Source organism: Sodalis sp. RH21 (assembly GCF_047324175.1).
Lineage (GTDB): Bacteria > Pseudomonadota > Gammaproteobacteria > Enterobacterales > Enterobacteriaceae > Acerihabitans.
This window is the reverse complement of sequence record NZ_CP178732.1, coordinates 3,295,025-3,320,170: the sequence shown is the minus strand read 5'-3', so window position 1 is coordinate 3,320,170 and position 25,146 is coordinate 3,295,025. Positions and strand designations below refer to the sequence as shown.

At 57.4% G+C, this 25,146-nt stretch carries 19 protein-coding genes; all 19 read left to right on the top strand.

Annotated features, from left to right (window positions below; all coding sequences use genetic code 11):
* The first annotated feature begins 23 nt into the window (after positions 1–23).
* The 19 genes from ACL2XP_RS15195 to ACL2XP_RS15105 all read left to right on the top strand — a co-directional run bounded on the left by ACL2XP_RS15195 (position 24) and on the right by ACL2XP_RS15105 (position 24,889).
* Positions 24–1,346, top strand: coding sequence for an NAD(P)/FAD-dependent oxidoreductase (locus ACL2XP_RS15195; RefSeq protein ID WP_413733607.1), 1,323 nt, complete (start codon positions 24–26; stop codon positions 1,344–1,346).
* Positions 1,347–1,393: 47 nt separating this feature from the next.
* Complete coding sequence (locus ACL2XP_RS15190; RefSeq protein WP_413733606.1) at positions 1,394–2,722, top strand: NAD(P)/FAD-dependent oxidoreductase; 1,329 nt, start codon at positions 1,394–1,396, stop codon at positions 2,720–2,722.
* Between the two features lie 413 nt (positions 2,723–3,135).
* Positions 3,136–4,593 carry an NAD-dependent succinate-semialdehyde dehydrogenase gene (locus tag ACL2XP_RS15185; protein ID WP_413733605.1) on the top strand — a complete coding sequence of 486 codons (1,458 nt, stop codon included), beginning with the start codon at positions 3,136–3,138 and terminating at the stop codon, positions 4,591–4,593.
* Between the two features lie 434 nt (positions 4,594–5,027).
* The gene (locus ACL2XP_RS15180; protein ID WP_413733604.1) at positions 5,028–6,497 is read left to right on the top strand and encodes an aldehyde dehydrogenase family protein; all 1,470 of its coding nucleotides are present in this window, start codon (positions 5,028–5,030) and stop codon (positions 6,495–6,497) included.
* A 31-nt stretch (positions 6,498–6,528) separates the two neighbouring features.
* Complete coding sequence (locus tag ACL2XP_RS15175; RefSeq protein WP_413733603.1) at positions 6,529–7,197, top strand: haloacid dehalogenase type II; 669 nt, start codon at positions 6,529–6,531, stop codon at positions 7,195–7,197.
* Between the two features lie 10 nt (positions 7,198–7,207).
* Complete coding sequence (locus ACL2XP_RS15170) at positions 7,208–8,485, top strand: NAD(P)/FAD-dependent oxidoreductase (protein WP_413733602.1); 1,278 nt, start codon at positions 7,208–7,210, stop codon at positions 8,483–8,485.
* A 113-nt stretch (positions 8,486–8,598) separates the two neighbouring features.
* Entirely contained in the window at positions 8,599–10,206 is a 1,608-nt protein-coding gene (locus tag ACL2XP_RS15165) for an ABC transporter substrate-binding protein (RefSeq protein ID WP_413733601.1), read from the top strand.
* A gap of 27 nt (positions 10,207–10,233) precedes the next feature.
* Positions 10,234–11,190, top strand: coding sequence for an ABC transporter permease (locus ACL2XP_RS15160; RefSeq protein WP_413733600.1), 957 nt, complete (start codon positions 10,234–10,236; stop codon positions 11,188–11,190).
* A complete protein-coding gene (locus tag ACL2XP_RS15155; protein ID WP_413733599.1) occupies positions 11,187–12,038 on the top strand; it encodes an ABC transporter permease in 852 nt (283 codons plus the stop codon). Before ACL2XP_RS15160 ends, ACL2XP_RS15155 begins: the two co-directional genes overlap by 4 nt.
* Positions 12,035–13,699, top strand: coding sequence for an ABC transporter ATP-binding protein (locus tag ACL2XP_RS15150; RefSeq protein ID WP_413733598.1), 1,665 nt, complete (start codon positions 12,035–12,037; stop codon positions 13,697–13,699). The genes ACL2XP_RS15155 and ACL2XP_RS15150 overlap by 4 nt, the downstream gene beginning before the upstream one ends.
* A 41-nt stretch (positions 13,700–13,740) precedes the next feature.
* On the top strand, positions 13,741–15,072 hold the full coding sequence (locus tag ACL2XP_RS15145; protein ID WP_413733597.1) for an NAD(P)/FAD-dependent oxidoreductase: 1,332 nt from the start codon (positions 13,741–13,743) through the stop codon (positions 15,070–15,072).
* 10 nt (positions 15,073–15,082) lie between these two features.
* A complete protein-coding gene (locus ACL2XP_RS15140) occupies positions 15,083–15,925 on the top strand; it encodes a GNAT family N-acetyltransferase (protein WP_413733596.1) in 843 nt (280 codons plus the stop codon).
* Complete coding sequence (locus ACL2XP_RS15135) at positions 15,925–16,851, top strand: 2-hydroxyacid dehydrogenase (protein ID WP_413733595.1); 927 nt, start codon at positions 15,925–15,927, stop codon at positions 16,849–16,851. The genes ACL2XP_RS15140 and ACL2XP_RS15135 overlap by 1 nt, the downstream gene beginning before the upstream one ends.
* Position 16,852: 1 nt before the next feature.
* Positions 16,853–18,004, top strand: coding sequence for a M20 aminoacylase family protein (locus tag ACL2XP_RS15130; RefSeq protein WP_413733594.1), 1,152 nt, complete (start codon positions 16,853–16,855; stop codon positions 18,002–18,004).
* Between the two features lie 113 nt (positions 18,005–18,117).
* Positions 18,118–19,434, top strand: coding sequence for a 4-aminobutyrate--2-oxoglutarate transaminase (gabT, locus tag ACL2XP_RS15125; RefSeq protein ID WP_413733593.1), 1,317 nt, complete (start codon positions 18,118–18,120; stop codon positions 19,432–19,434).
* Positions 19,435–19,696: 262 nt separating this feature from the next.
* Complete coding sequence (locus ACL2XP_RS15120) at positions 19,697–20,209, top strand: Lrp/AsnC family transcriptional regulator (protein WP_413733592.1); 513 nt, start codon at positions 19,697–19,699, stop codon at positions 20,207–20,209.
* A 206-nt stretch (positions 20,210–20,415) separates the two neighbouring features.
* Positions 20,416–20,862 (top strand): GNAT family N-acetyltransferase, encoded by a 447-nt coding sequence (locus tag ACL2XP_RS15115; protein ID WP_413733591.1) that lies wholly within the window; start codon positions 20,416–20,418, stop codon positions 20,860–20,862.
* 18 nt (positions 20,863–20,880) lie between these two features.
* The gene (locus ACL2XP_RS15110; RefSeq protein WP_413733590.1) at positions 20,881–22,926 is read left to right on the top strand and encodes a hydantoinase/oxoprolinase family protein; all 2,046 of its coding nucleotides are present in this window, start codon (positions 20,881–20,883) and stop codon (positions 22,924–22,926) included.
* 1 nt (position 22,927) lies between these two features.
* Positions 22,928–24,889 (top strand): hydantoinase B/oxoprolinase family protein, encoded by a 1,962-nt coding sequence (locus ACL2XP_RS15105; RefSeq protein WP_413733589.1) that lies wholly within the window; start codon positions 22,928–22,930, stop codon positions 24,887–24,889.
* Positions 24,890–25,146 lie beyond the last annotated feature (257 nt).

Here is a 25,146-nt window from a genome sequence, read left to right as displayed (position 1 = left end):
GTTAACGATCAGGGGAGCTGATAATGACCCGATTCTCGCCATTTGAACATTCGCTGTGGTATGCCACCGCGCCGGCGGCGCCGGCCACCCACCCGCTGACATCGCAGGTCGATGCCGATGTGTGCGTGGTGGGGGCGGGGTATACCGGCTTGACCACGGCGCTGGAATTAGCCCGCCAGGGCGTGTCGGTGGTGGTGCTGGAAGCGCAGGAAGCGGGATTTGGCGGCTCAGGCCGCAATGCGGGACATTGCACGCCGACCTTCACCCACTACGGCCTGCCGGAGTTGCGCCGGATGCTCGGCGAGCCGTGGGCCGAGCGCCTTATCGCCCGTCAAACCCAGGCCAATCAGCGCGTTTCGGCGATGATTGAACGCTATGACATCCGGTGTGAATGGCGGCAAAACGGCTATATCCAGGCGGCGGCTTACCCGTCGGCTATCGGGGAGATTGAAAAGAAAGTCCGCGAGTATAACGCGGTCGGCGCCGGCACGCGTTTGGTCGACGCGCGGGAAGCCGAGCGCATTACCGGCAGCCCGCGGTTTTACGGCGGCTGGTTTCATCCGGCCGGCGGACACCTGAACCCGCTGGGCTACGCGCGGGGATTAGCGCGGGCGGTACTGGAAGAGGGCGGCGCGGTTTACACCGGCTCGGCGGTTAACCGGGTGGAAAAACAGGGCGGCCGCTGGCGGGTGGCGACCGATCGAGGCGCCGTTTTGGCCGATAAGGTCATCTTCGCCACCGGCGCGTATACCGTCGACGGCTGGCCCGGGCTGGAGCAAAGTTTCAAAATCATGCGGGTATTTGTCGCCGCGACGCAGCCGCTAAGCGCCGGGGAACGCCGCGTGATCCTGCCGCAAAACACCACTATCCACGACGGCCGCGGCGATATCTATGTCTACAAGTATAACGCCGAGGGGCGCATTGTCGCGTCCATGTTTCCCATGGGCAGGCGCGGCCGGGATCTCCCTTATACGCATCGGGTGATGAGCGATCGGCTCAAATGGCTGCATCCGCAAATCAACCCATCCCTGCGCTGGGACTATCTATGGTTCGGCGAACTGGATATGCAGCAACGCACCATTCCCCGGCTGTATGAGCTGGCGCCCGGCGTGGCGGCGCTGACCGGGCTTTCCGGCCGGGGCGTCCCTACCGGCAGCATGCTTGGAGGAATCCTTGCCGAATGGGCGCTGGGCACGGCGGAAAATGAATTGGCGCTGAGAATGGAACGCCTGCACCGCGCGCCTTTCTGGATGAGTTTCGGCCCCCGGCTGGCACTGCGTTATTACCGCGGGCGGGATTGGCTGCGCAGTAAAATGCAGCGGGCGGCGCTGCCGCCCCATGCCTGAGGATACACGTTAAAATGACGCAACCTGAAGACTAAGGTGGGGAAAACATGGGGCCGAATGTCGATTTGGTGGTTTCATCGTCCAGGTTTTCGCGTGAAACGGACGTGGTGGTCATCGGTGGCGGCATCGTCGGCGCCGCCACCGCGCTGTCGTTGGCGGAGCGGGGCATACCGACGGTTTTGCTGGAAAAAGGCCTGGTGGCGGCGGAACAATCGAGCCGTAACTGGGGCTGGTGCCGCCGCACCGGCCGCGATTTGCGTGAGTTGCCCCTGATTAATCTCAGCATGCAATTATGGGATGGCATGAATGCGCGCCTGGGGAGCGACACCGGCTTTCGTATCACCGGCATCGCCTATGCCGCCCGCAGCGAGGAGCAGTGGCAGCGGCAGCAGCGCTGGCTTGAGGAAGCCCGCCAGTATGGCATTCACAGCGATGCCCTGACATCTGCGCAATTGCGGCAGAAGCTGCCCGACATTGACTTTCCGATCCAGGGGGCGCTTTATACCGCGCTGGACGGCCGCGCGGAACCCCAAAAAGCGGCGCCGGCCATGGTCGCGGCCGCCGTCGCCAAAGGGCTGAATCTGCAACAGCACTGCGCCGTGCGCACCATCGAGCAGGCGGCGGGCAAGGTCTGCGAAGTGGTCACCGAGCGCGGCGCCATCCGTTGCCGCGCGGTGGTGGTGGCCGGCGGGGCATGGTCGCGGCTGCTGCTGCAGGGATGCGGGGTCGCGCTGCCCCAGTTAAAAGTATTGTCCACGGCGTTCCGTACCGCGCCGACGGATTATGATCCCGGCTGTTGCATCAGCTTCGGGTTGGTGTCGCTGCGTAAACGGCTGGACGGCGGCCTGACGGTGGCCAGTTCGTCCAACGGTATCGCGGATATTACGCCGGACAGCCTGCGTTTCGGTGCGCGATTTATGCCGGCCTACCGGGTCGAACGCCAGGGAATCCGCCTGCGGCTGGGACAGCGGTTTAGCGAGGAGCTGTTTCACTGGCGTCCCGGCCGGGCGGATAAGATTTCAATCTATGAACGCATCCGGGTGCTGGACCCGGCTATCGACGCCAGGATAGTACGGAAAGTCGCGGCCAACCTGGCCCGGGTCATCCCCGCGCTGGCAGGGGTGCCCATTGAACAAAGCTGGGGCGGATTGATCGATACCATGCCGGACGCCATCCCGGTTATTTCGCCGGTGACGCCGGTGCCGGGCCTCTACCTGGCTACCGGTTTCTCGGGGCATGGTTTTGGTATCGGCCCGGGCGCCGGTCAGCTGATGGCGGATTTGGCCACCGGTTCTCCACCTTCGGTGGACCCGCACCCGTTTCGCCTGGCCCGTTTTACCGATGGCGAGCGTATTGCGGCGCAGCACTGGTTATAAGTGCGCCAGAGCAAATCCGCGTAAGTCGTTAAGGATGGTAAGTAAACTTCGGTTTGCAGGGTGCTCATCGGTTATATCAATGGTGATACCCACTATCTGAGGCCAACGCCGTGCAACTCGGTGGAAGCATGGTCAACTGCCGCGCAATTATGCCTGGTAGTCGGCCGAATTGTGTAATACCAACCTGTCGCTGGAAGAGGTTAACCGTCAGGCGTTTTCGTACAGCAGCGAAAAGGAATCGGGACCCGATATTCAAATTTTATACGCACCCGACCTGGCCGGGTCTTAAGCGCCGCATAAAATTTTTTTTCCACACCAAAAACTCGCTGAATTTTCTGCTTCCTGCTTGAGAAAAACATCCTGCGCTGGCGCAACGCGATAAAGTGACATAAAACCATCACCAGGGGATAAGTATGTCGCGGTTACAACTGAAGGATGGCGAGTTGCTGCGCCAGCAGGCGCTGTTTGGTGGCCGCTGGCAGGATGCGCTACAAGGCGAAACGCTGCCGGTTATCGATCCGGCGAGCGGTGAGACTATTGCGACCGTTCCGGCGTTAGGCCGTGAAGAAACAGAACAGGCAATCGCTTACGCCGATGCCGTGCGCCTTAGCTGGGACAAAACGCCGAATGCAACCCGTGCCGCGCTGCTGGAAAAGTGGCATCAGCTGATTATTGAAAACGCCGACGATCTGGCAATTATCATGACCGCCGAACAGGGCAAGCCGCTGGCCGAAGCCAAAGGCGAAGTGTTATACGGCGCCAGCTTTGTGAAATGGTTTGCCGAAGAGGCACGGCGCATTTATGGCGAAACCATCCCCTCTCCCAGCGACGACCGGCGCATCCTGGTATTGAAACAGCCCGTTGGCGTGGCGGCGGCGATCACACCGTGGAATTTCCCGATTGCAATGATCACCCGCAAAGCCGCCCCGGCGTTGGCCGCCGGTTGCCCGATCATTGTCAAGCCTTCTGAACTGACGCCGCTTTCGGCACTGGCATTGGCTGTGCTGGCGGAGCGCGCGGGCTTCCCGTCCGGCGTGTTGCAGGTGGTGACGGGCCTGCCGGCAGAAATTGGCGCGGCGTTGACGGAAAGTCGCACGGTGCGCAAAATCTCCTTTACCGGATCAACACGCGTCGGTCAGCTACTGATGCGGCAAAGCGCCGACAGCATAAAACGCCTTAGCCTCGAATTGGGCGGCAATGCGCCATTCATCGTATTTGATGATGCCGACGTAGAAATTGCCTTAGCCGGGGTAATGGCCAGTAAGTTTCGCAACGCCGGGCAAACCTGTGTTTGCGCCAACCGCATTCTGGTGCAGCGCGGCATCTATCAACGATTCGCGGCTCGCTTGCTGGAAGCGGTTGCCCTGCTAAAAGTCGGTGATGGGTTTGCGCCGGGAAGCACCATTGGCCCATTGATCAATGAGCGCGCCGTCGAAAAGGTAAATAGCCACATCGATGATGCACTCAGCCAGGGTGCAACGCTGCTCACGGGCGGCATCAGCTCCGGCAACGGCACCTACGTGCAGCCAACCGTTTTGGGTGAAGCGACCACCCAGATGCGTATCGCGCATGAAGAGACGTTCGGCCCGGTGGCGGCGCTATTTATTTTTGATGAGGAGGCGCAGGCTATCGCTATGGCCAACGACACGCCTTATGGACTTGGCGCTTATTTCTTCACCGAAAATATTCGGCGTGCCTGGCGCGTGGCAGAAGCACTGGAGTTTGGCATGGTTGGATTTAATACCGGTGCTATTTCGTTAGAGGTTGCGCCTTTCGGTGGGATTAAATTATCGGGGATAGGCCGTGAAGGTTCGCGTTATGGAATTGATGAATATCTCGAACAGAAAACATTTCACATTGGTAGTCTTTGATTAAAATCCCATTATTTGGAAAAAGCGTGCAATTGAAAATTGCGCGCTTTTTTTATTACCGCATTTTATCCCTGCATAACGCCAATAATAATAAATTTCGCCGCTGAACGCCGTTCATTATTTACTGTCGTGAACGCTTGCTGAGACCGATGCACCGCCAGTGTTGATGAGGGCGCTGGTGGTGCAATTCCCGGGAATGGCGCACCAAAGCGATGCAGATATTTTATGATGGAAATCATCTGTTTAATCGTTCAGCAATTCCGCAATTTTTGCCTGGCGAATACGGCAGAAAATTTTTTTGCACTGCTTTAAACGCATTTTTATTTTTTAGCTGGCTGGCATGCTTTCTGCATGAGTTATTAAGGCTGAATATAAATAGTTCTAATGGGTTAATTATTTAGCTAATGATGGGTGTGATAAATAAGGAATTTTCCATGTTGAGTTTCGACCCTGAAAAAGTTTTTATTCCGATTGGGCATTATATTGACGGCCAGTGTGTCAAGACCCAGGGCGCGCCGTTTGCAGTGAGACGTCCCTCCGATGGCAAGGTTTTCGCCACGCTCAATGACGCGCAGGCGGAGGATGTGGACTGCGCCGTCATGGTGGCGCATCAGGCGCTTAAAACCAGCGGCTGGTCAAGCCGCCCACCGCGTGAACGCGGCCGGGTGTTGCGTCGCTGGGCCGATCTGATTGAGCAAGACAGCCTGCTGGCGCAGCTCGAAGCATTAGGTTCTACGCGCCCGATTCACGATGTGGTAAGGCACGAAATTCCTTTCACCGCCGAAGCGGTTCGTTTCTACGCCGAATGTGCAGACAAATACAGCGGCGATCTGTTTCCTACCCAAGAACGCAGTTTAGGCATGCTGATCGCGGAACCGTACGGGGTGATTGGCGCGATAACACCGTGGAATTTTCCGTTGTCGATGGCGTCGTGGAAATGCGGCCCGGCGTTGGCGGCGGGCAATGCGGTGGTGCTTAAACCATCTGAACTGACGCCATTCTCGACCGTGCGCATGGCGGAACTGGCGGTGCAAGCCGGTTTGCCGGCGGGCGTGCTGAATATCGTTCAGGGCAGCGGCGCGGTCACTGGCCGTGCTCTGGTACAACATCCGCTAGTGCGCAAAGTCTCGTTTACCGGCTCGACGTTGACCGGCGCACGCATCATGAGCGACGCCGCACAGTTCGGCATGAAACCGGTAACGCTGGAATTAGGTGGCAAAAGCCCGCAATTGGTGTTCGACGATGCGGGCGATATTGAGGCGCTGGCGCAACGCATACTGCGCGGTTTCACCGCCAATGGCGGTCAGGCTTGTGTCGCAGGTACGCGATTAATCGTGCAGCGCACCATTGCCGATCCGCTGGTGGAACGTTTAGCCGCGTTGTGCCGCGAGGTTAAGCCGGGCGTCACCTGGCAGGAACAGAGTCGCTATGCGCCGCTGATTGATGCGCGGCAGGGCAATAAAGTCAGTTCGGTCATCGACGCGGCAAAAGCGCAAGGCGCAGAGGTATTAGCGGGAGGCGAACGCTTTGCCGACACCGGGGAGGGCTGGTTCTGGCAACCCACCTTGTTAAGCCATGTGGAGCAGGACAATCCCGCGGTGCGGCAGGAGATTTTTGGCCCGGTGCTGACGGTACAAACATTTGATGAAGAAGAGCAGGGACTGGCGCTGGCGGCCCATGAAATTTATGGCCTGTGCGCGGGCGTCCACACTCTGAGCCTGCCGCGTGCGCTGCGTGCGATGCGATCGATAGAGGCCGGCACGGTGTGGATCAATCGATATGGCCGCTCCGGCGATTTCATCATCCCCACCGGCGGCTTTCTCGGCTCCGGCATTGGTAAAGATTTGGGGCGTCAGGCATTTCAGGCCTGTCAACGCCAGAAGAGCGTCCTAATCGATTTTTAAACTGAACATTTGACAATGACGAGGTTGATTCATGGCACTGTTTAAACCCAAATATATCACGTTCGACTGCTACGGCACGCTGATTTTCTTTGATATGGCGGGGGCTGCATCGCGTTGTTTCACCGATCGCGTCGCGCCGGAAGCGATGAGCGCCTTTACCACCGATTTCGCTCGCTACCGCCTGGATGAAGTGCTTGGCGCCTGGAAACCCTATTACGACGTGATAAGCCACGCGCTACAGCGCACGTGCAGAAAATGGGGGGTGAAATGGGACAAAGCCGACAGCGACTTTATTTATACCGACTGTGCTACCTGGGGCCCGCATCCCGATGTGCCCGCCGGGCTGGCGACAGTGGCAAAAGAGTTTCCGCTGGTGCTGTTGACTAACTCGATGAACGACCTGGTTGCGCATCACATTCCACGTCTGGGCGCGCCGATTCACATGGCGATCACCGCCGAAGAGGTTGGGGCCTACAAGCCGCAGATGAAGGGCTTCGAATATATGCTGGAGAAGCTCGATTGCCGCCCGGACGAGATTCTGCACGTCTCCTCCAGCCTACGTTACGACCTGATGACCGCCTACGATCTCGGCATTAAACATAAAGTCTGGGTTAACCGCGGTCACGATCCGGCCAACCCGTCTTACGAATATACCGAAATCAAAGATATTGGCGGCCTGCCTGGCATCGTCGGACTCTAAGGAACGCCTGATGAAACTCGAATCGTTCTGGCAGGCCACCGCGCCCGACTTTCACGGGACCGCGACACAGCCACTCCCATCGCACGCGGATGTGGTCGTGATCGGCGGCGGTTTTACCGGCGTATCGGCTGCGCTTAATCTGGCTCGCAGCGGCATCAATGTGGTGCTGCTGGAAAGCGGCGATGTGATGAGCCAGGCCTCAGCGCGCAACGGCGGTCACTGCAACACCGGCGTGGCGCAAAACTTTGCGTCGCTGGTGGCGAGCCAGGGCATCGAGCGGGCCAGCCGTTTCTATCGCGCCTATGATGACGCAGTGAGCTACGTCGAACAGCTGACGCGCGATGAGCAAATTGACTGCGATTTTCGCTTCTGCGGCAAAATCAAACTGGCCAGTAAGGCATCGCACTTTGCCGGATTACGTGATGCCTGGGAATTGATGCGCCGCACCGTCGATCCTGATATTGAACTGCTGGGCAAAGAGGAAATCCATCGTGAAGTCGGCAGCGGCTCCTTTCACGGCGGCCTGTTACAAAAGCGCGGCGGTCAGATGCACATGGGAAAATTCGGTGTCGGTCTGGCAGATGCCGCCGTGCGGCATGGCGCAAAAATTTATCCGCACCACGCCGTCACGGGCCTGGTTCGTCTGGAGGGCTATCGCCATCGGGTGCAAACCGCGCAGGGCGAGATCCTGGCTGACAAAGTGCTGATGGCGACCGGCTGTTCGAATGAAGGGCCGTTTCCGTGGTTCCAGCGCCGTATCGTGCCAGTCGGCAGCTTTATCGTGGTTACAGAAGTGCTGGGCGATGATCTGTTGCGCCAGGTGTTGCCACAGGATCGCACCTATGTGACCTCAATGAATATCGGCAACTATTTCCGTACCACCGCCGATCGCCGACTGGTATTCGGCGGCCGCGCACGCTTTGCCGTCAGCAATCCCACCTCCGATTCCCGCAGCGGTGCAATTTTGCGCGACGGGCTGGTTTCTTTGTTTCCGCAGCTATGCAACGCACGCGTGGACTATTGCTGGGGCGGCATGGTCGATATGACTGCCGATCGGCTGCCGCGCGCCGGTGAACAGGACGGCCTGTTTTATTCGCTGGGTTACAGCGGCCACGGCACCCAAATGTCAGTGTGGATGGGGCGGGTCATGGCGGACCTGCTGGCCGAAAAAGCGAATCACAATCCCTGGCAGCGCGAGTCATGGCCCGCGTTACCTGGTTATCACGGCAAACCGTGGTTTTTGCCCCTCGCCGGGCTGTATTACAAAGCTAAGGATCGGCTCTCCTGAATTCCCGTCCTGTTCCAGACTGCAGGCGCGCTGGCTGCTCTTACTTAATTGACTGCCGCGTCACCTGAACGAGTCAGAGAATTGCTAATTGAACGCTTATTGAGGGTATACCGATGAGTAAATTTAACGATAAAGATTCTGGCGCCATAAGTCCGGCACTGACGCGGATGATCTCAGAGGGTTCGATCTCCCGACGCGGTTTAATGAAACTGTTGTCCGCCGGTGTGGTGATGAGCAGCGGTTTGACCGGTTTTCCTCAAATAGGTTTCGCGGCTGAAAATCCAGTGAAAGGCGGTAAAATACGCGCGGCGATGTCAAATGCCTCTGCGACCGACACGCTCGACCCGGCGAAAGGCAACAACAGCGGGGATTACACGCGCCAGTATATGTTTTACAGCGGCCTGACTGAACTGGACAAAAACCTTGCGGCGCAACCGGCGCTGGCAGAATCGCTGGATTCCAGCGATGGCGTGACCTGGCAAATCAAGTTGCGTAAAGGCGTCACTTTCCACGACGGCAAAACGCTTACCGCCAAAGATGTGGTCTATTCCCTTGCGCGTCATAAAGATCCGGCCGTTGCCTCAAATGCTTTCAAGCTGGCGGACCAGTTCAACAGCATCACGGCGGTTAATGACAACGAAGTGCGATTGGTGTTAAGCAGCGCCAACTTTGACGTGCCTTATATGCTGGCGACCCCGGCGTTCCTGATCGTTCAGGACGGCACCAAAGATTTCAGTAAAGGCATCGGCACCGGTCCTTTCATCTGCAAAGAGTTTTCCCCGGGCACCCGGTCAGTGGGCGCGCGCAATCCAAATTACTACAAACCGGGCCTGCCGCATCTGGATGAAGTCGAATTGCTGGGCGTGACCGACAATGCCGCGCGCGTCAACGGCATGATGTCCGGCGATCTGCACCTCATTTCAACGCTGAGCGCAGCCGATTGCAAACGTATCAAAGCCACCAGCGATTTTGGCGTTCTGGAAAGCAAGTCCGGCATGTATACCAACCTCATTGTGCGCACCGACATGAAGCCAGGCAGCAACGAGGATTTCGTGTTGGCGATGAAATACCTGCAACCGCGCGAAATGCTGGTGAAAACCGTGCTGCAAGGTTACGGCGACGTGAGCAACGACACGCCGGTACCTCCGTGGCATCCGCTTTACAACGCTGAGTTAAAACCGCGCCCGCTCGACGTTGAAAAAGCGAAATTCCACATCAAAAAAGCCGGGATGGCCGGCGCCACCGTTGAGATTATCACCACGCCCAACATTGAAGGGGCAAACGAAGGCGGCCAGTTGATCCAGCAGGTTTCGCGCAATGCCGGGATTAACTTCAACGTGCGCCGCGTGCCGTACGACGGCTACTGGTCAACCCACTGGACCAAAGACCCGGTCGGCTATGGGTCGATAAATCCGCGTCCAACGCTGAATATGCTGTTTTCACAGTTCTACCTGTCCAGCGCGCCAAACAATGAGTCTGGCTGGAAAAACGATCAATTCGACCAGTTGGTGGTCGCCTCGCGCGGCGAACGCGACCAGGCGAAGCGCAAGCAGATGTATGGCGACATGCAGACGCTGATTTATGACCACAGCGGCACCATCATTCCCACCTTCATCAGCTCCACCGACGGCTTCAGCAAGAAAGTAAAAGGGCTTGAGGCCTGGCCGTCAGGGATGATGATGGGATATCGCTTTCACGAATTCTCCTGGCTGTCAGCCTGATCCGCTACCCGTAAAAGGAGTACGCCGATGAACCGATACATGATGTTCCTGATTGCCCGACGCGTTGGTGCGGGCATCCTGACCTTACTGATCGTCTCGGCGGTGGTGTTCTTTATCACCAGTCTGCTGCCGGGCGATGCGGCGCAAATGGTTCTGGGGCAAAACGCCACGCCGGAAACGGTAGCGGCGCTGCGCCGGCAACTGGGCTTAGACCAGCCCCTGCCGATGCGCTATTTCAACTGGCTGGGCGGCATGCTGCAGGGTGATTTCGGCACGTCATTTGCCAGCCATCTGCCGGTTTCGCAACTGGTGGCGCAGCGTATTCCCGCCACCTTTGAACTGGCGGCGATCACTACGCTTATCTGTGTGCCGCTGGCGTTGTTCATCGGCATCATGGCGGCAATGAATCGTGGCTCCAGGCTGGACCGGGCGCTGGTAATCGGCACAATGGCGACCGTAGCGGTACCGGAATTCCTGGTGGCAACGGTGGCCGTGCTGATCTTTGCAGTGAAACTGCATTGGGTGTCGGCGATGTCGTTTGGCAGCCCCAATATGGATTTGGGAAGCTATCTCAAATCCTACGCGCTGCCGGTATTAACGCTGTGCTGTGTGCTGGTGGCGCAAATGGCGCGCATGACGCGTGCCGCCATTATTAACCAACTCGACAGTCCCTATCTGGAAATGGCGTTGCTGAAAGGCGTCTCGCCGCTGCGCGCGGTGCTTCGCCACGCGTTACCCAACGCAGTGGGGCCGATTGCCAATGCCATTTCACTCAGCCTCTCCTATCTGTTTGGCGGGGTAATCATTATCGAGACCATCTTCAGCTATCCCGGTCTCGCCAGTCAGCTGGTGGATGCGGTCAGCAACCGCGATCTGCCGGTAGTGCAACTCTGCGTGATGCTGTTCGCCGCCTGTTATCTGGTGCTGCTGCTGGCGGCTGACGTTCTGACCATCGCCTTTAACCCGAAATGGAGGAGCCAATGAACAGCTTGCTACTTCCCTGGCGTTTCTTTCAGTCGCTGCCGAACTCTGGCCGACTGGGCTTGTCGATGTCGCTGTTTTGGCTGCTGATGGCAATCTTCGGTAACCAACTCGCCCCGCATAACATTGATGATATCGGCGGCGGTCCGCTGATGGGCGGCTTCACCGGCGACAACATGCTCGGCACCGATTATCTCGGGCGCGATATGATGAGCCGCATTCTGTATGGCGCCAAATTTTCTATTGGGCTGGCATTAAGCGCCGCCTTGCTGGCGAGTCTGATTGGCACCTTGCTGGCTCTGTTGGCCGCTGTGGCTGGACGCTGGCTGGAAGAAATTCTCGGTCGCGTTAACGATGCCCTGCTGGTGCTGCCAGGCAAAGTGTTGTCGCTGATGATCGTCGCGGTGTTTGGCTCCTCGCTGCCGATGCTGATCCTGACCGCGGTATTTACCTATTGGCCAGGGGCATTTCGCATCGCCTTCTCCATGGCCAGCAGCCTGCGCAGTATGGATTATGTCCGCGCCTCGCGGTTACGCGGCGAAAGCCGCTGGTATGTGGCGATCCACGATATTTTACCCAATATGGTGCATCCGATGGTTACCGATTTCGGCCTGCGTTTTGTCTACATTGTGCTGCTGCTGAGCGGTTTGAGTTTCCTCGGCCTCGGCGTACAGCCGCCCTATGCCGACTGGGGAACGCTGGTGCGTGAAAACATTCAGGGCCTATTTGATGGCTCGCCAGCGGTGCTGATGCCTGCCTTAGCGATTGCCAGCCTGACCATTGGCGCCAACCTGTTTATCGACAGTCTGCAAGCGATGCGTCCGATGGCGCTGGCGAAGGAGGGCGCATGAACGTGACCCCACATACTGCTATGCCGGTGATTTCAGTCGACAAGCTGCGCGTTACCGCGCAGACCGATAAAGGCGAAGCGATCGATCTGGTTTCAGATATTCGCTTTACAGTGCAAAAGGGGGAAGTGCTGGCGTTAATAGGTGAATCCGGCTCGGGTAAAACCACCATCGCGATGGCGCTGATGGGCTATGCACGTAGCGGATGCCGCATCGCCGAAGGCAATATTCACGTCGCGGGAACCGATGTCAACAGCCTTACTCCGGGCCAGCTACGCGCGTTTCGCGGTAACAAGGTCTCCTACATTGCGCAGAGCGCCGCCGCCTCGTTCAATCCCGGGATGAAGATTCTGGATCAGGTTATCGAGCCAGTGGTGATTCACGGCACCATGACGAGAAAAGCGGCGAAAACGAAAGCGATTGGCCTGTTTCGCGAACTGACATTGCCAAATCCTGACACCATCGGCGATCGTTTTCCGCATCAGGTTTCTGGCGGCCAGCTGCAACGCTTGATGACGGCGATGGCGCTCATTGGCGACCCGGAGGTGGTTATTCTGGATGAGCCCACTACCGCTTTGGATGTGACCACTCAGGTTGAAGTACTGAAAGCTTTTCGACGCGTCGTTGCACAGCGCGGCGTCACGGCAATTTATGTCAGTCACGATTTGGCGGTGGTGGCGCAGATGGCCGATCGCATTCTGGTCTTGCTGCGTGGGCAGATTGCCGAGTATGGCAGCACCGCACAGCTGATCGGCGCGCCGCAGGCGGAATATACCCGCTTATTGATGGATGCGGCGCAGCAGAGGGAACGGCCAAGTAACTGGTGTCCGGCAGCCGCAGATATTCACCCGTTGCTGGAGATCCGCGATTTGGCGGCAGGCTACGGCCCACGCGGTAGCGACGGACAGCCGAAAATTCGCATCCTTGAAGATATCAATCTCAAACTCTGGAAAGGTCAGGCGATCGGCATTATCGGGGAGTCAGGCTCGGGTAAAACTACGCTTGCGCATGCGATTGCCGGTCTGAACGCGCCAAGCCACGGCCACATGCTGTTTAACGGACACTACATTGATGGCGACATGCACAAGCGCTCTGATGATGAGCTGCGCCGTATTCAGTATGTATTTCAGATGGCGGACACCGCGCTGAACCCGGCGCACAGCGTTGAGCGTATTTTATCGCGCCCGCTGACGCTGTTTCACGGCCTGAGCGGCGCGGCGCGTCAACAGCGTTTGTATCAGTTGCTTGACCTGGTGAAACTGCCGCGCAGCGTATTGTGGCGTCGTCCCTGGGCGCTTTCGGGCGGGCAAAAACAGCGTGTTAACCTGGCGCGCGCGCTGGCGGCTGATCCGGTTTTGATCTTATGTGATGAGGTGACATCGGCACTGGATACGGTGGTCGCGGCGGCGGTGCTGGATTTAATCAGCGAACTGCGGCGCGAACTGCGATTATCGGTATTGTTTATTAGCCACGATATGCACGCGGTGCGCGCCGTATGTGATGAGATTGTGGTGATGAAAAGTGGCCGCATTGTGACGCAACTGTCGCGTGATGATTACGACAAGCCCACCAGCGAGCTCTATTTCGAGCGCCTGAAGCGCGCCGTACCGGAACTGCGGCAGGGCTGGCTCGATGAGCACGAAGAGATGTTGAAAGCAGAATAGCGCGCTATCGCGCCCAACAAACAAAAAGAGGTTTCAACGCTATGCCTGCACCGATTCGATATGTCCAGGACAGTGCAAATTTCCCCGCCGCCGCGGATGTGGTGATAATCGGCGCCGGGATTGCCGGCTCTGCCGCCACCTATGAACTGGCGAAGCAGGGTTTAAACGTGGTGTTAATTGAAAAAGGATTAGTGGGCGCAGAACAGTCCAGCCGCAACTGGGGCTGGTGTCGTCAGCAAAACCGTGACGAGCGTGAGTTGCCGCTGATTATCTTCGCACTCCAGCGCTGGGGAGAATTAAACCAGGAAACCGGTGAAGAACTCGGCTTTCGCCGCAGCGGGCTGGTTTACGCCACGCGCAATGAAACCGATATCGCCGCATGGGAAAAGTGGGGTCAGATGGCGAAAAATTATGGCGTGCGCAGCGACATGTTAAGCGCTGAACAGGCCAAGGCGATGACGCCCGGTAGTACCACCGCGTGGCTCGGCGGCGTCTCGTCACCGACCGATGGACACGCTGAGCCGCGTTTAGCCGCGCCTGGCCTGGTCATCAGCGCGCAGCGTCTCGGCGCACAGGTATTTCAACAGTGCGCGGTGCGCGGGCTGGACATTGCCGCCGGGCGAGTCAGCGGCGTCTGGACCGAGCGCGGATTGATAAAGACCGACCGGGTAATTTGCGCCGCCGGGGCCTGGACGTCAATGTTCTGTCGCCGCCACGGTATCGATCTGCCGCTGGGCAACGTGATTGGTACCGCTTTTCGTACCCAACCGATTGAACAAGCCATCGGCATGCCGCTCTATACCCCGGGCTTCGCCTGCCGCCCGCAGCTGGACGGCAGCTACACCGTATCGGTTTCCGGGCGCGGACGGCTGGAGCCGGGCGCCCAGGGACTGCGCTATGCGCGCCAGTTTTATCCAACCTTCAAAAGTCGCCGTGCCAATCTCAAACTGAATCTTGGATTCAGGCCATTTTTCGACGGGCCGGAAGCGATGGGGCGCTGGGAATTTGATGCGCAATCGCCCTTTGAACGCATACGCATTCTCGATCCCGCTGCCGACGCGGGCATTGTGCAGGAAGGACTGGCGGCGATGCGCAAAGAGTATCCGGCGCTGGCCAATCTCAAACTGGCGCAGTCTTGGGGCGGGATGATCGACAACACACCCGATGCGATTCCGGTCATTTCAACCGTGGCGAAACTACCGGGACTGGTGTTGTCGGCAGGCTATAGTGCCCACGGATTTGGCATTGGGCCGGGCGCCGGTCGCCTGGCGGCCGATCTCGCCACTGAAACCACACCTATCATTGATCCCGCGCCGTATCGCTACAGCCGCCTGGTTGACGGCAGCGGCTTAGATACCCCTGGCATGATGTAAGGAGACAAATATGACTATGATCATACGCCCGATGACAGCGGCCGATCTTGAAAGCTGTTTCACCATGACGCAACGGCTGAAGTGGCCGCACCGCCATGAAGACTGGCGAATCGCACGGCGGCTTGGTGAAGGTGTCGTGATTGAAGAACAAGGCAAATTGATTGGCAGTGCGATGCTCTGGCGCTGGGGTGACAAGGCCGCCACTATCGGCCTGGTGATTGTCGACAACCAGCAGCAGGGGCGAGGCCTGGGTAAACAGTTGATGCTGGCGTTGCTGGAAAAAGTCCCCGAATACAACGTGAGGCTGCACGCGACGGAGATGGGCAAAGGGCTCTATGAAAAACTGGGTTTTGTCAGCTGCGGCAGCATTCGGCAACATCAAACCCGGGCGCTGGCGATGGCGCCCAACGCCATGATTCCAGCGCACATGCGGTTACGGCGCGCCACTGAGGACGATCGCGCCACCCTGGTGAGGTTAGATCAGCAGGCGCACGGCATGCTGCGTCCCGAACTGATGAAGCATCTGATTGCCGATAACCACACCATTGTGCTGGAAGATGCGCAGCAGCGCCTGCACGGCTTCGCCAGCCTGCGACGTTTTGGTCATGGACTGGCGATCGGTCCAGTAATCGCCGATGCGTTGCCGATTGCGCAAGCGTTAATCGCGGCACTGATGCAGGGCCTGAACGGCGAGTTTATTCGTATCGACACCGATGGTGCATTGCCGCTGGCAGAGTGGCTGATATCGCTGGGGTTGGAATTGGTGGATGCGCCGACCACTATGGTGCGCGGCACGCTTTGGACGCCTCAGAATATGCAGGCGTTTGGGGTAATGACACAGGCGATGGCCTGATGCATATCGTCTATAAATCGGAACCCGGGCGCGGCCTGATCTGGCAGCGCTGGCTGGCACAGCACGCGCCGGATATCCAACTGCATATTTGGCCTGATACTGGCGAGTCTGAACAGGTAGAGGTGCTGGTGGCGTGGCAGCCGCCAGAAAATATCGCTGCCATATTTCCCCGGCTTAAGGTGCTGTTCTCGGTAGGCGCCGGCGCCGATCGGTTTGATCTCTCCACCTTACCGGACAATTTACCGGTGGTGCGAATGATTGAGCCAGGGCTGACACAAGGCATGGTTGAATACATCACCTTTGCGGTGATGGGGCTGCATCGCGATATGCCGCGCTATTTTCAACAGCAGCGTGACCAGCTATGGCTCGCGCACAATGCGATACCTGCCTCCCAGCGCCGGGTCGGCGTTATGGGGTTGGGCGAGCTTGGTCAGGCCGCGCTGAAACAGCTGGTGGCGATGGGCTTCGATTGCGCGGGCTGGAGTCGCACTCCGCGCGAACTTGCTGGCGTGCGCTGCTGGCACGGTGAGGCGCGTCTGGCTGATTTTCTGGCGCACAGCGACATTCTGGTCTGTCTGCTGCCGTTGACGTCAGCGACCAAAGGCCTGCTCAACGGCGAGCTGTTCCGCCAGTTGCCCTACGGCGCAGGGCTGGTGCAGGCCGGACGCGGGCCACAGCTTAACCACAACGATTTACTGGCCGCGCTGGAAAGCGGGCACCTGCGCGCAGCGATAATTGATGTCACCGATCCGGAACCGCTGCCGGAGGGACACCCTTTTTGGTCGCATCCGGCAATCTGGCTCACGCCGCATATTGCCAGTCAAACGCAAAACGAAAGCGCCATTGCGGCATTGCTGGCTAACCTGCGCCGCTATCAGCGCGGTGAGCCAATGCCGGGCTTGATTGATCGCTCGCGAGGCTACTGAGATGAATGTTGATACGGACAGAGAACGGCTAATCGCGCTGCGCCGCGATCTGCATGCCCATCCTGAATTGGGTTATCAGGAACAGCGCACCAGCGATATTGTGGCGCAGTTTCTCCAGCAACTCGACATCGAAGTTCATCGGGGCATCGGTAAAACCGGCGTGGTGGGCATATTAAAGAAAGGGCAAAGCGATCGCATGATCGGCCTGCGCGCCGACATGGATGCGCTGCCGATGCAGGACAACGGCACCACAGCCTGGAAAAGCCGCGTTGAAGGCGTGTGCCATGCCTGCGGGCACGATGGTCATACCGTGATGTTGTTAGGCGCGGCGGAACAATTGGCGCGGCACACGGACTTTGATGGCAGCGTCTGTTTTATTTTCCAGCCTGCTGAAGAAGGGCTGGCGGGCGCCAAAGCGATGATTGACGATGCGCTGTTCAGCCGTTTTCCCTGCGAGGCGATCTACGCCATCCATAACTGGCCCGAACTGCCGCTCGGTGAGGTGCAAACGCGTCCGGGGGCCATCATGGCGGCGGCCGATCGCTTCGACATCACGGTGAAAGGCGGCGGCGGTCATGCCGCGCAACCCCATCTCACTCGCGATACTTTGTTAGCGGCCAGTGAGCTGGTGGTACAGCTAAATACGCTGGTGGCGCGCGCGCTCGATCCCTGCGAACCGGGCTTACTCACGGTGACGCGGATACAGGGCGGTTTTTCCCACAACATGATCCCGGCCGAGGCCAGTATTACCGGCACGGTGCGCACCTTTAGCCCGGCGGCGCAGGATGTGCTCGAATCACGGTTGCGTCACACGGCAAAGCACGTTACGGCGGCACATGGACTTGAGGTCGAGGTGAGTTATCTGCGCTATTACCCGGCTACGGTAAACAGTGAAGCCGAAGCTCACTTCGCGCTGAACGCCTTAAAACAGGCCGGTTTTAAGGCCGGGATCGCTCGCCAACCGGCGCTGACCTCCGAAGATTTTGCTTTTATGCTGCAGGCCAGGGCCGGGGCCTATCTGTGGTTGGGCAGTGCGCCCAGCAAGCCGCTTCACCATTGCGCTTATGATTTCAATGATGCGCTGATCCCCCATGGCGTCAATGCGTTTGCCGCGCTGGTTCGTCAGGCGCTGGGTGAAAAATTTCCCTGCTGATTGCAGCGGGATGTAAACAGAAAATGCCGCTGCCCGCGCCATTACGGCAGCGTGAGAAACCGACAGCTTGCGATAATTGAGCCAATCGAACGTTACGTGGATGAGGGTTGAAAATGCAGAATGACATGGCAGAACAGCAAACATATTTTGATAATGCAATATTACTGAATACGCGTGAGCAGAACGTGCCGCGTGGCGTGCTGACCGCGCATCCGTTGGTGATTGAGCGCGCAAAGGGCAGTGAAGTGTGGGATGTGGAAGGCAATCGATATCTCGATTTCGTCGGCGGTATTGGCGTGCTCAATGTAGGCCATAATCACCCGGCGGTGGTTAACGCGGTGACGCGCCAGCTCGGTCTGGTCTCACATGCCTGTTTTCAGGTAGTCGCCTATCCTGGTTATATCGAACTGGCGCAACGTCTTAATCAACTGATCGGCGGCGATGAGGCGTACAAAAGCGTGTTCTTTACCAGCGGCGCTGAAGCGGTTGAAAACGCGGTGAAAATTGCCCGCGCACATACGCAACGCCCCGGCATTATCGCCTTTGACGGGGCATTCCATGGTCGTACCTTATTGGGTGTTACCCTGACCGGCATGAGCGCGCCGTACAAACAGAACTTTGGCCCGTTTCCTGGGGAGATTTATCGTCTACCATTCCCTAATCCGCTGCATGGCATAAGCGAAGTGGATTGTCTTAAAGCGCTGGATCAACTGTTCGCGGTACAGATTGTGCCTGAGCGCGTGGCGGCAATTATCATCGAGCCGGTGCAGGGCGATGGCGGTTTCCTGCCAGCCGGCAGCGCCTTTATGCAGGCGCTGCGTCGCATCACCGAGCAGTACGGTATTCTGTTAATTTGCGATGAAGTGCAAACCGGTTTTGGTCGCACCGGCAAAATGTTTGCATTTGAACATCTCGGTATCAAACCCGATCTGGTCACGGTGGCGAAAAGCCTGGGCGGTGGTTTGCCGATCTCCGGCGTGGTAGGCAAAGCGGTAATCATGGACGCGCCGGCGCCCGGCGGATTAGGCGGTACCTATGGCGGCAATGCGTTGGCCTGCGCCGCGGCGCTGGCCGTGCTGGACCTGTTGGAAAATGACAATCTGCTGGCGCGATCTCATCAGCTTGGTGAACAGCTTAATGCCCGGCTGCGCCAACTGGCCGAAAAATACCCCTGCATCAGCGATGTGCGTGGCGTGGGTTTTATGCAGGCTGTAGAAATACACGATTTCGAGACGGGTCGCCCGGATGCGGCGCTAACGCAAAAAATTCTCGATTGCGCCTGTCAGGAAGGTCTGCTGCTGATTAAGTGTGGCCTGCATCGCAATACGGTACGTTTTCTTGCGCCGCTGGTAACAACGGATTCACAGTTGGAAGAGGCGCTGCATATCTTTGATATCGCGCTGGCGCGCGCCACGGGACGGCTCGGTTAACGGCCGTTTCCTCATTGATATTGCTTGAATAAATTGAAAGTATCCCACTGGTGGAACTGCTGCGTCAGGCTGGCGCAGTGACCTTGAAATATGTTATACCCAAGATAATTTATGTTGCAGTAAGGCGGCAAGATTGTGAATCTCGCGGGCAAGCTCTGCCCACTGACCGCGGCGGGCAACCCTGGCCGACGCCGTTACGATATAAAATACAAGGGTATACATCCGGGATATCCTGCACGGTTGCTCAACAATGAGGGGTGCTATGAACGGCTTAATGAAACTCGATCGCATCGACATCAATATCCTGGTGCAACTCCAGAAAGATGGCCGTATCAGCAATGTTAATCTCGCAGACGCCGTAGGATTATCGCCCAGCCCCTGCCTGCAGCGGGTTAAGCGACTGGAGCAAGCGGGGTTTATCACCGGCTATGAAGCCCACATCAACCTGACCAAGATCACCAATTCCGTCACGGTATTTACCGAGGTTACCTTGTCGGGCCATCGACGCGAAGATTTCATTAAGTTTGAAAACGCAATTCGGGAGGTGGATGAGCTGATGGAATGCCATCTGATTACCGGTGGTTACGATTATTTGCTGCGTTTTATTACCCGCAGCATTGAACATTATCAGGAAGTGATTGAGAAGTTGCTTGATGCCCAGATCGGTATCGATAAATATTTCAGTTACATCGTGATTAAATCACCGATTATGAAGAGTAGCGTGCCGTTGCGATCGTTGATTGCTAAACATAATTCTGTTGAGCTTGGGATATAACTTTCCGCCCTCACGCTGACCTTCACCGGCCGCCTCCCGACGAAGGTTAGAGTGAACCCGCTTCTGTCCGCGCTTCCGATCCCCCGCAGCATAAAATTTCTTCCCAGACGCAAATTCCCTTTATTCTAATGGTTCAAGCGGCCGCTTCAGCCGTGCTGTCTGCATCAACGCTTTTACACTAATCCTACCTGTTACAAGGAGTTGCCATGACAGTTTTACGCATCGCCGATCATGAGTGGCAGCGTGATGACTTCACTATTTCCACCGAACGTCAGCGCCTCGATCTTGATTGGATTCATTACCAGCTTTCGGAACGCTCATATTGGGCTAAGGGCCAGCCACGCCAGAAAACCGAACGGGCCATTGCCGGCTCGCTGCCGTTTGGCCTTTATCACCAGCATGCGCAAATTGGTTTTGCCCGGTTGATCACCGATTACACCCGCTTCGGCTGGCTGTGTGATGTCATGATTGATGAAAACTGGCGCGGCCATGGATTGGGTAGCTGGCTTGCAACCTGCGTTCGCGAGCATAAGGAATTAAACAGCGTTCATCGCTGGATGCTTTCTACTAATGATGCCCATCAGGTTTACCAGCGACTCGGCTGGTGCGTGGTGAAAGAACCGCACAAGCTGATGGAATTTCCTCTCTCCTGACCCTGGAGTTACCTCGACATGCGTTACCGTGTTGGCGTGGATATCGGCGGATCGTTCACTGATTTTGCCGTGTTAGATCAGCAAACCAACCAGCTTCATACGTTGAAAGTCTTATCGCGCCCGGATCGACCGGGCAGTGAAATTCTTACCGGTCTGGCGCAGTTTCAGCAGCGCGACAACATTCAGCCCGGTGAAGTGGGTTACTTTACCCACGGCACCACGGTCGGCATCAACGCGGTGATTCAGCGTAAAGGCGTGCGGCTGGCGCTGTTTGCCACCGAGGGATTTTGTGATGTGCTGGAACTGGCACGCCTCAAAATTCCACATATTCACGATCTGTTTTCACGCCGCCCAACGCCGTTAATCACGCGCGACCGGGTATTTGCCGTTAGTGAACGCACCGACCGCGACGGCAATGTATTGCAACCGGTCGATCGGCAAAGCGTGCTTAACGCGATTAACAAAGCACGCGCTGCCGGATGTCAGGGTATTGTCGTGTCGTTGCTGCACAGCTACCGCAATCCCCATAATGAAGCGGCGGTAAAAGCTATCATTGAGGAGGTCTCGCCTGAATTACTGACCTCCTGTTCTGCCGATATTTGGCCGATTATTCGTGAGTATGAACGCACCATTACCGCCACTATCAATGCTTACGTGCAGCCGATGGCGATTCATTATCTTGAATCATTTGAAAACGCCTTGCATACCCTGGGCGTAACGCCGCCGCCGCGTATTACCAAATCCAACGGTGGCGTGATGGGCGTTGAACAGGCTAAGCGTGAATGCGTGCAGATGATTTTGTCCGGCACGGCATCGGGGGTGATTGGCGCGAGTTATCTCGCCGGCGCCTGCGGTTTCGATAACATTCTCAGCCTGGATATTGGTGGCACCAGCGCCGACGTGGCGGTAATCATTGACGGCCAGGTGGCGCAGGGCAATGGCGAAATCATCGGCGATTTTCCCATTTATATCCCGTCGGTCGCGGTGACATCGGTGGGACAGGGCGGCGGATCGCTGGCATGGATTGACGGACAGGGCGTAATGCAAATGGGTCCAGAGAGTGCCGGTTCGTTGCCAGGGCCGGTCTGTTTTCAACGCGGCGGTAGTCAGCCAACCGCGACCGATGCCTTTGCGGTTTGCGGCATGATCGGACATGGCGATCTTGGCTATAACGCAGTTAAGGTCGATGTACCCGCCGCGCGTGCCGCCTGGCAACCGTTGGCCGATACCTTGAATATTTCCATCGAAGAGGCCGCAGAAACGGCAATCGAACTCGCCGTTTCCAGCATGTATGGTGATACCAGCGGTTTGCTGTCGCGCTTTGGTCTGGACCCGCGGGAATTCTGGTTCCTCGCCTTTGGCGGCGCCGGGCCGATGATGGGCTGTTTTCTGGCGCGGGAGCTGAACATGAAGGGGATTATCGTGCCGCCGACGCCTGGAGTGCTTTCTGCGCTCGGTGGGCTAGTGGCGGATATTCGCAACGATTTTATCCGTACGCTGTATAGCGACCTTGATAAGCAACTCGCCGCTCAGCTGGCCACCGAAGCCGAAACGTTAAGCCAGCGCGCGCGCGACTGGCTGGCACAGGAGCACGGCAAGGATATGCCTTTCAGCCTCCAATTCAGCGCCGATATGCGCTATCGCGGGCAGTCATTTGAGATCGAGGTCGCGTTGGAGCCGGAATGGCTGATGCAGGCTGACGTTACCGCGTTACACCGTGCTTTTGATCAACAGCACCAGCAGATGTTTGGTCATGGCGATGGTGCTGCCCCTGTTCAACTGATCAATCTGCGTTTGGTCATCTCCTCGCCCACGCCTAAACCGACGCTTAATCGTTTAGCCCCCGCCAGTGGACCGGTTAAGCCGGTGAAGCGGGTCCAGGCGTGGATGGACGGCGCATTTCATCAGGTGGATGTGGTGTTACGTAACACGCTGTTCGCCGGACATCAGCTCAACGGCCCGGTGATTATCGCGCAGGATGATTGCACTACCTGCGTGCCGCCGCAGATGAAGGTAAATGTGGATCTATTTGGCAATCTGCTGATCACGGCGCTGGAGGCATAAGATGGCAATTGACGGACGTAACTTACAGGTTCTCGCCAATTACTGCGCGGCCGCCGCCGACGCGATGGCGTTTACCCTCATGCGCACCGCGCACTCGACTTTCGTTAAAGAGACCGAAGATTTCTCCTGCCAGATTGTCAGTCGTGACGGCCTGGCCTTTGCCTCGCCGCGCAGCTTTGGCGCGCCCTGGTATAGCGGTATCGACTATGCGCCGGTGCTGGCGTTGATCGACGACTACCATGAAGGCGACATATGCATTACCAATGATTCTTATGCGGGCAACGTTGCAACCCATTCACCCGATACCCATATCTGGAAGCCGGTTTTCTACCATGGCGAAATCGTCTGCTTTGTGGTGGGACATATTCATAATACTGACGTTGGCGGCGCGGTTCCGGCGTCGCTGTCGCGATCGCTCACCGATATTGCGCAGGAAGGTATCCGCATTCCGCCGCTGAAAATCATGCGCAACGGCGAATTAAATGAAGACATTGCGCGCATTATGCGCCTTAACGTGCGCGTGCCGGAGCAAAACTGGGGTGACTTCAAAGCGCAGATCGCGTCAGTCAATATCGGCGAGCGCAAAATTCACGACATCATTGCCCGATTCGGTGTGGAGGACTTTTTGCAAGGCATCGAAGGCATTCTGGATTACGCCGAACGCCAGGCGCGCAGCATCATCGCGACGATTCCGGATGGCGAATATTTCTATGCCGATTACGCCGATGAAGATGGCGAAGGAGGTTATCCGTGTCGCGTGGCGATTACGCTGCGTGTGCAGGGCGATACGCTTGAACTCGATTATACCGGCAGCGATCCGCAACTGAGCTCATCACTTAACATGCCGACTGGCGGGCGCGAGCGGCATCCGCTGGCGCTGGTCGGCGTAACCTATGTGCTCTCCACGCTGGATCGTAACCTGCTGCTCAATGCCGGAACGTTGCGTCCGACACGTGCGATTTTGCCGGCAGGCACGGTGATGAATTGTGAAGCGCCAGCGGCAGTGGGTATGCGCTCGCTGACCTGTGCGCTATCGCAGATCGCCACCGTAGGCGTATTTTCACTGGCGATGCCGGATCGATTACCTGCTAATTCTCCCGGCGGTAATTCGATTATGAACATACGCACCAGCGATGCACAGGATCGCAGCATAGTGGCGTCGCTGGGACCGGTTGGCGGCGGAGCAGGCGGCACGCCTCGTCATGACGGGCCGGAAGGGTCTGGCGGCTTATCCGCGTTTCTGAAAAATACCCCGATCGAAATCAACGAGGCAGAAGTGCCGATTCGCTTCAGACGTTATGGCTTAGCGCAGGACAGCGCGGGTGCAGGTAAATATCGCGGCGGACTGGCAACCGAAATGGTGTTTGAGGTGTTTTCACCGGATACGATCATCACCGCACGCAACCGTAACCGATCGGTATTCGCTTCGGCGGGTACGGTCGGCGGCAGGTCAGGCGCGCTGTCGCACTTTCGCACCCTGCGCGACGGCAAGGCGATAGAGCATGGTAATACCGACGTGATCACATGCCAGCCGGGCGATGTGGTTGAAGTGCGCGGTCCCGGCGCGGGCGGTTACGGCCAGCCCGCACAGCGCGATCCACAGGCGGTATTAACCGATGTGCGCTGCGGTTTTGTGAGCAGTGACGCGGCCCGCAGTCAGTATGGCGTAGTGATTGTTGAAGATGAAATCGATCGCGCGGTTACGGCCGATTTGCGTGCCAGCATGCTGCAAAGTCCGGTGCGGCATTTCGACCATGGCGCGGCCCGTAGCGCTTTTGAAAAACTGTGGACGCCGGCGCGCTATCAGTTGCTGACGGTGTTTTTGGCCGATGCGCCGATTAGCTGGCGGCATTTTTTAAAAACCCAGGTGTTCCGTGCTGTAGAGATAACCGGCGAAACGGCGGACATGGCGCAGATATTTGGTCAGTTGCGTCAACGTTACCCCGCCATGTCGAAGAAATAACGAAGGTTGCGGTTTGTTGTCTAGGCTTTACGTCTGCACAGAACACGTAAGGGAGGACGTGATAATGAGCAGTAAAGCCAGTAATTTTATGTTCAGCGTCTGAACGCATGGGATATAACGTGCATTGACGACTATCCAGGGGACGGTATTAATGACGTACCCGGGGCAATCCAGCGCGCCAATAAAAGCGGTGACGGCATTGAGCATATCCAGGTTCACCATGAAGAGATGGATTGTTACCGGTCATGCCAAATTCA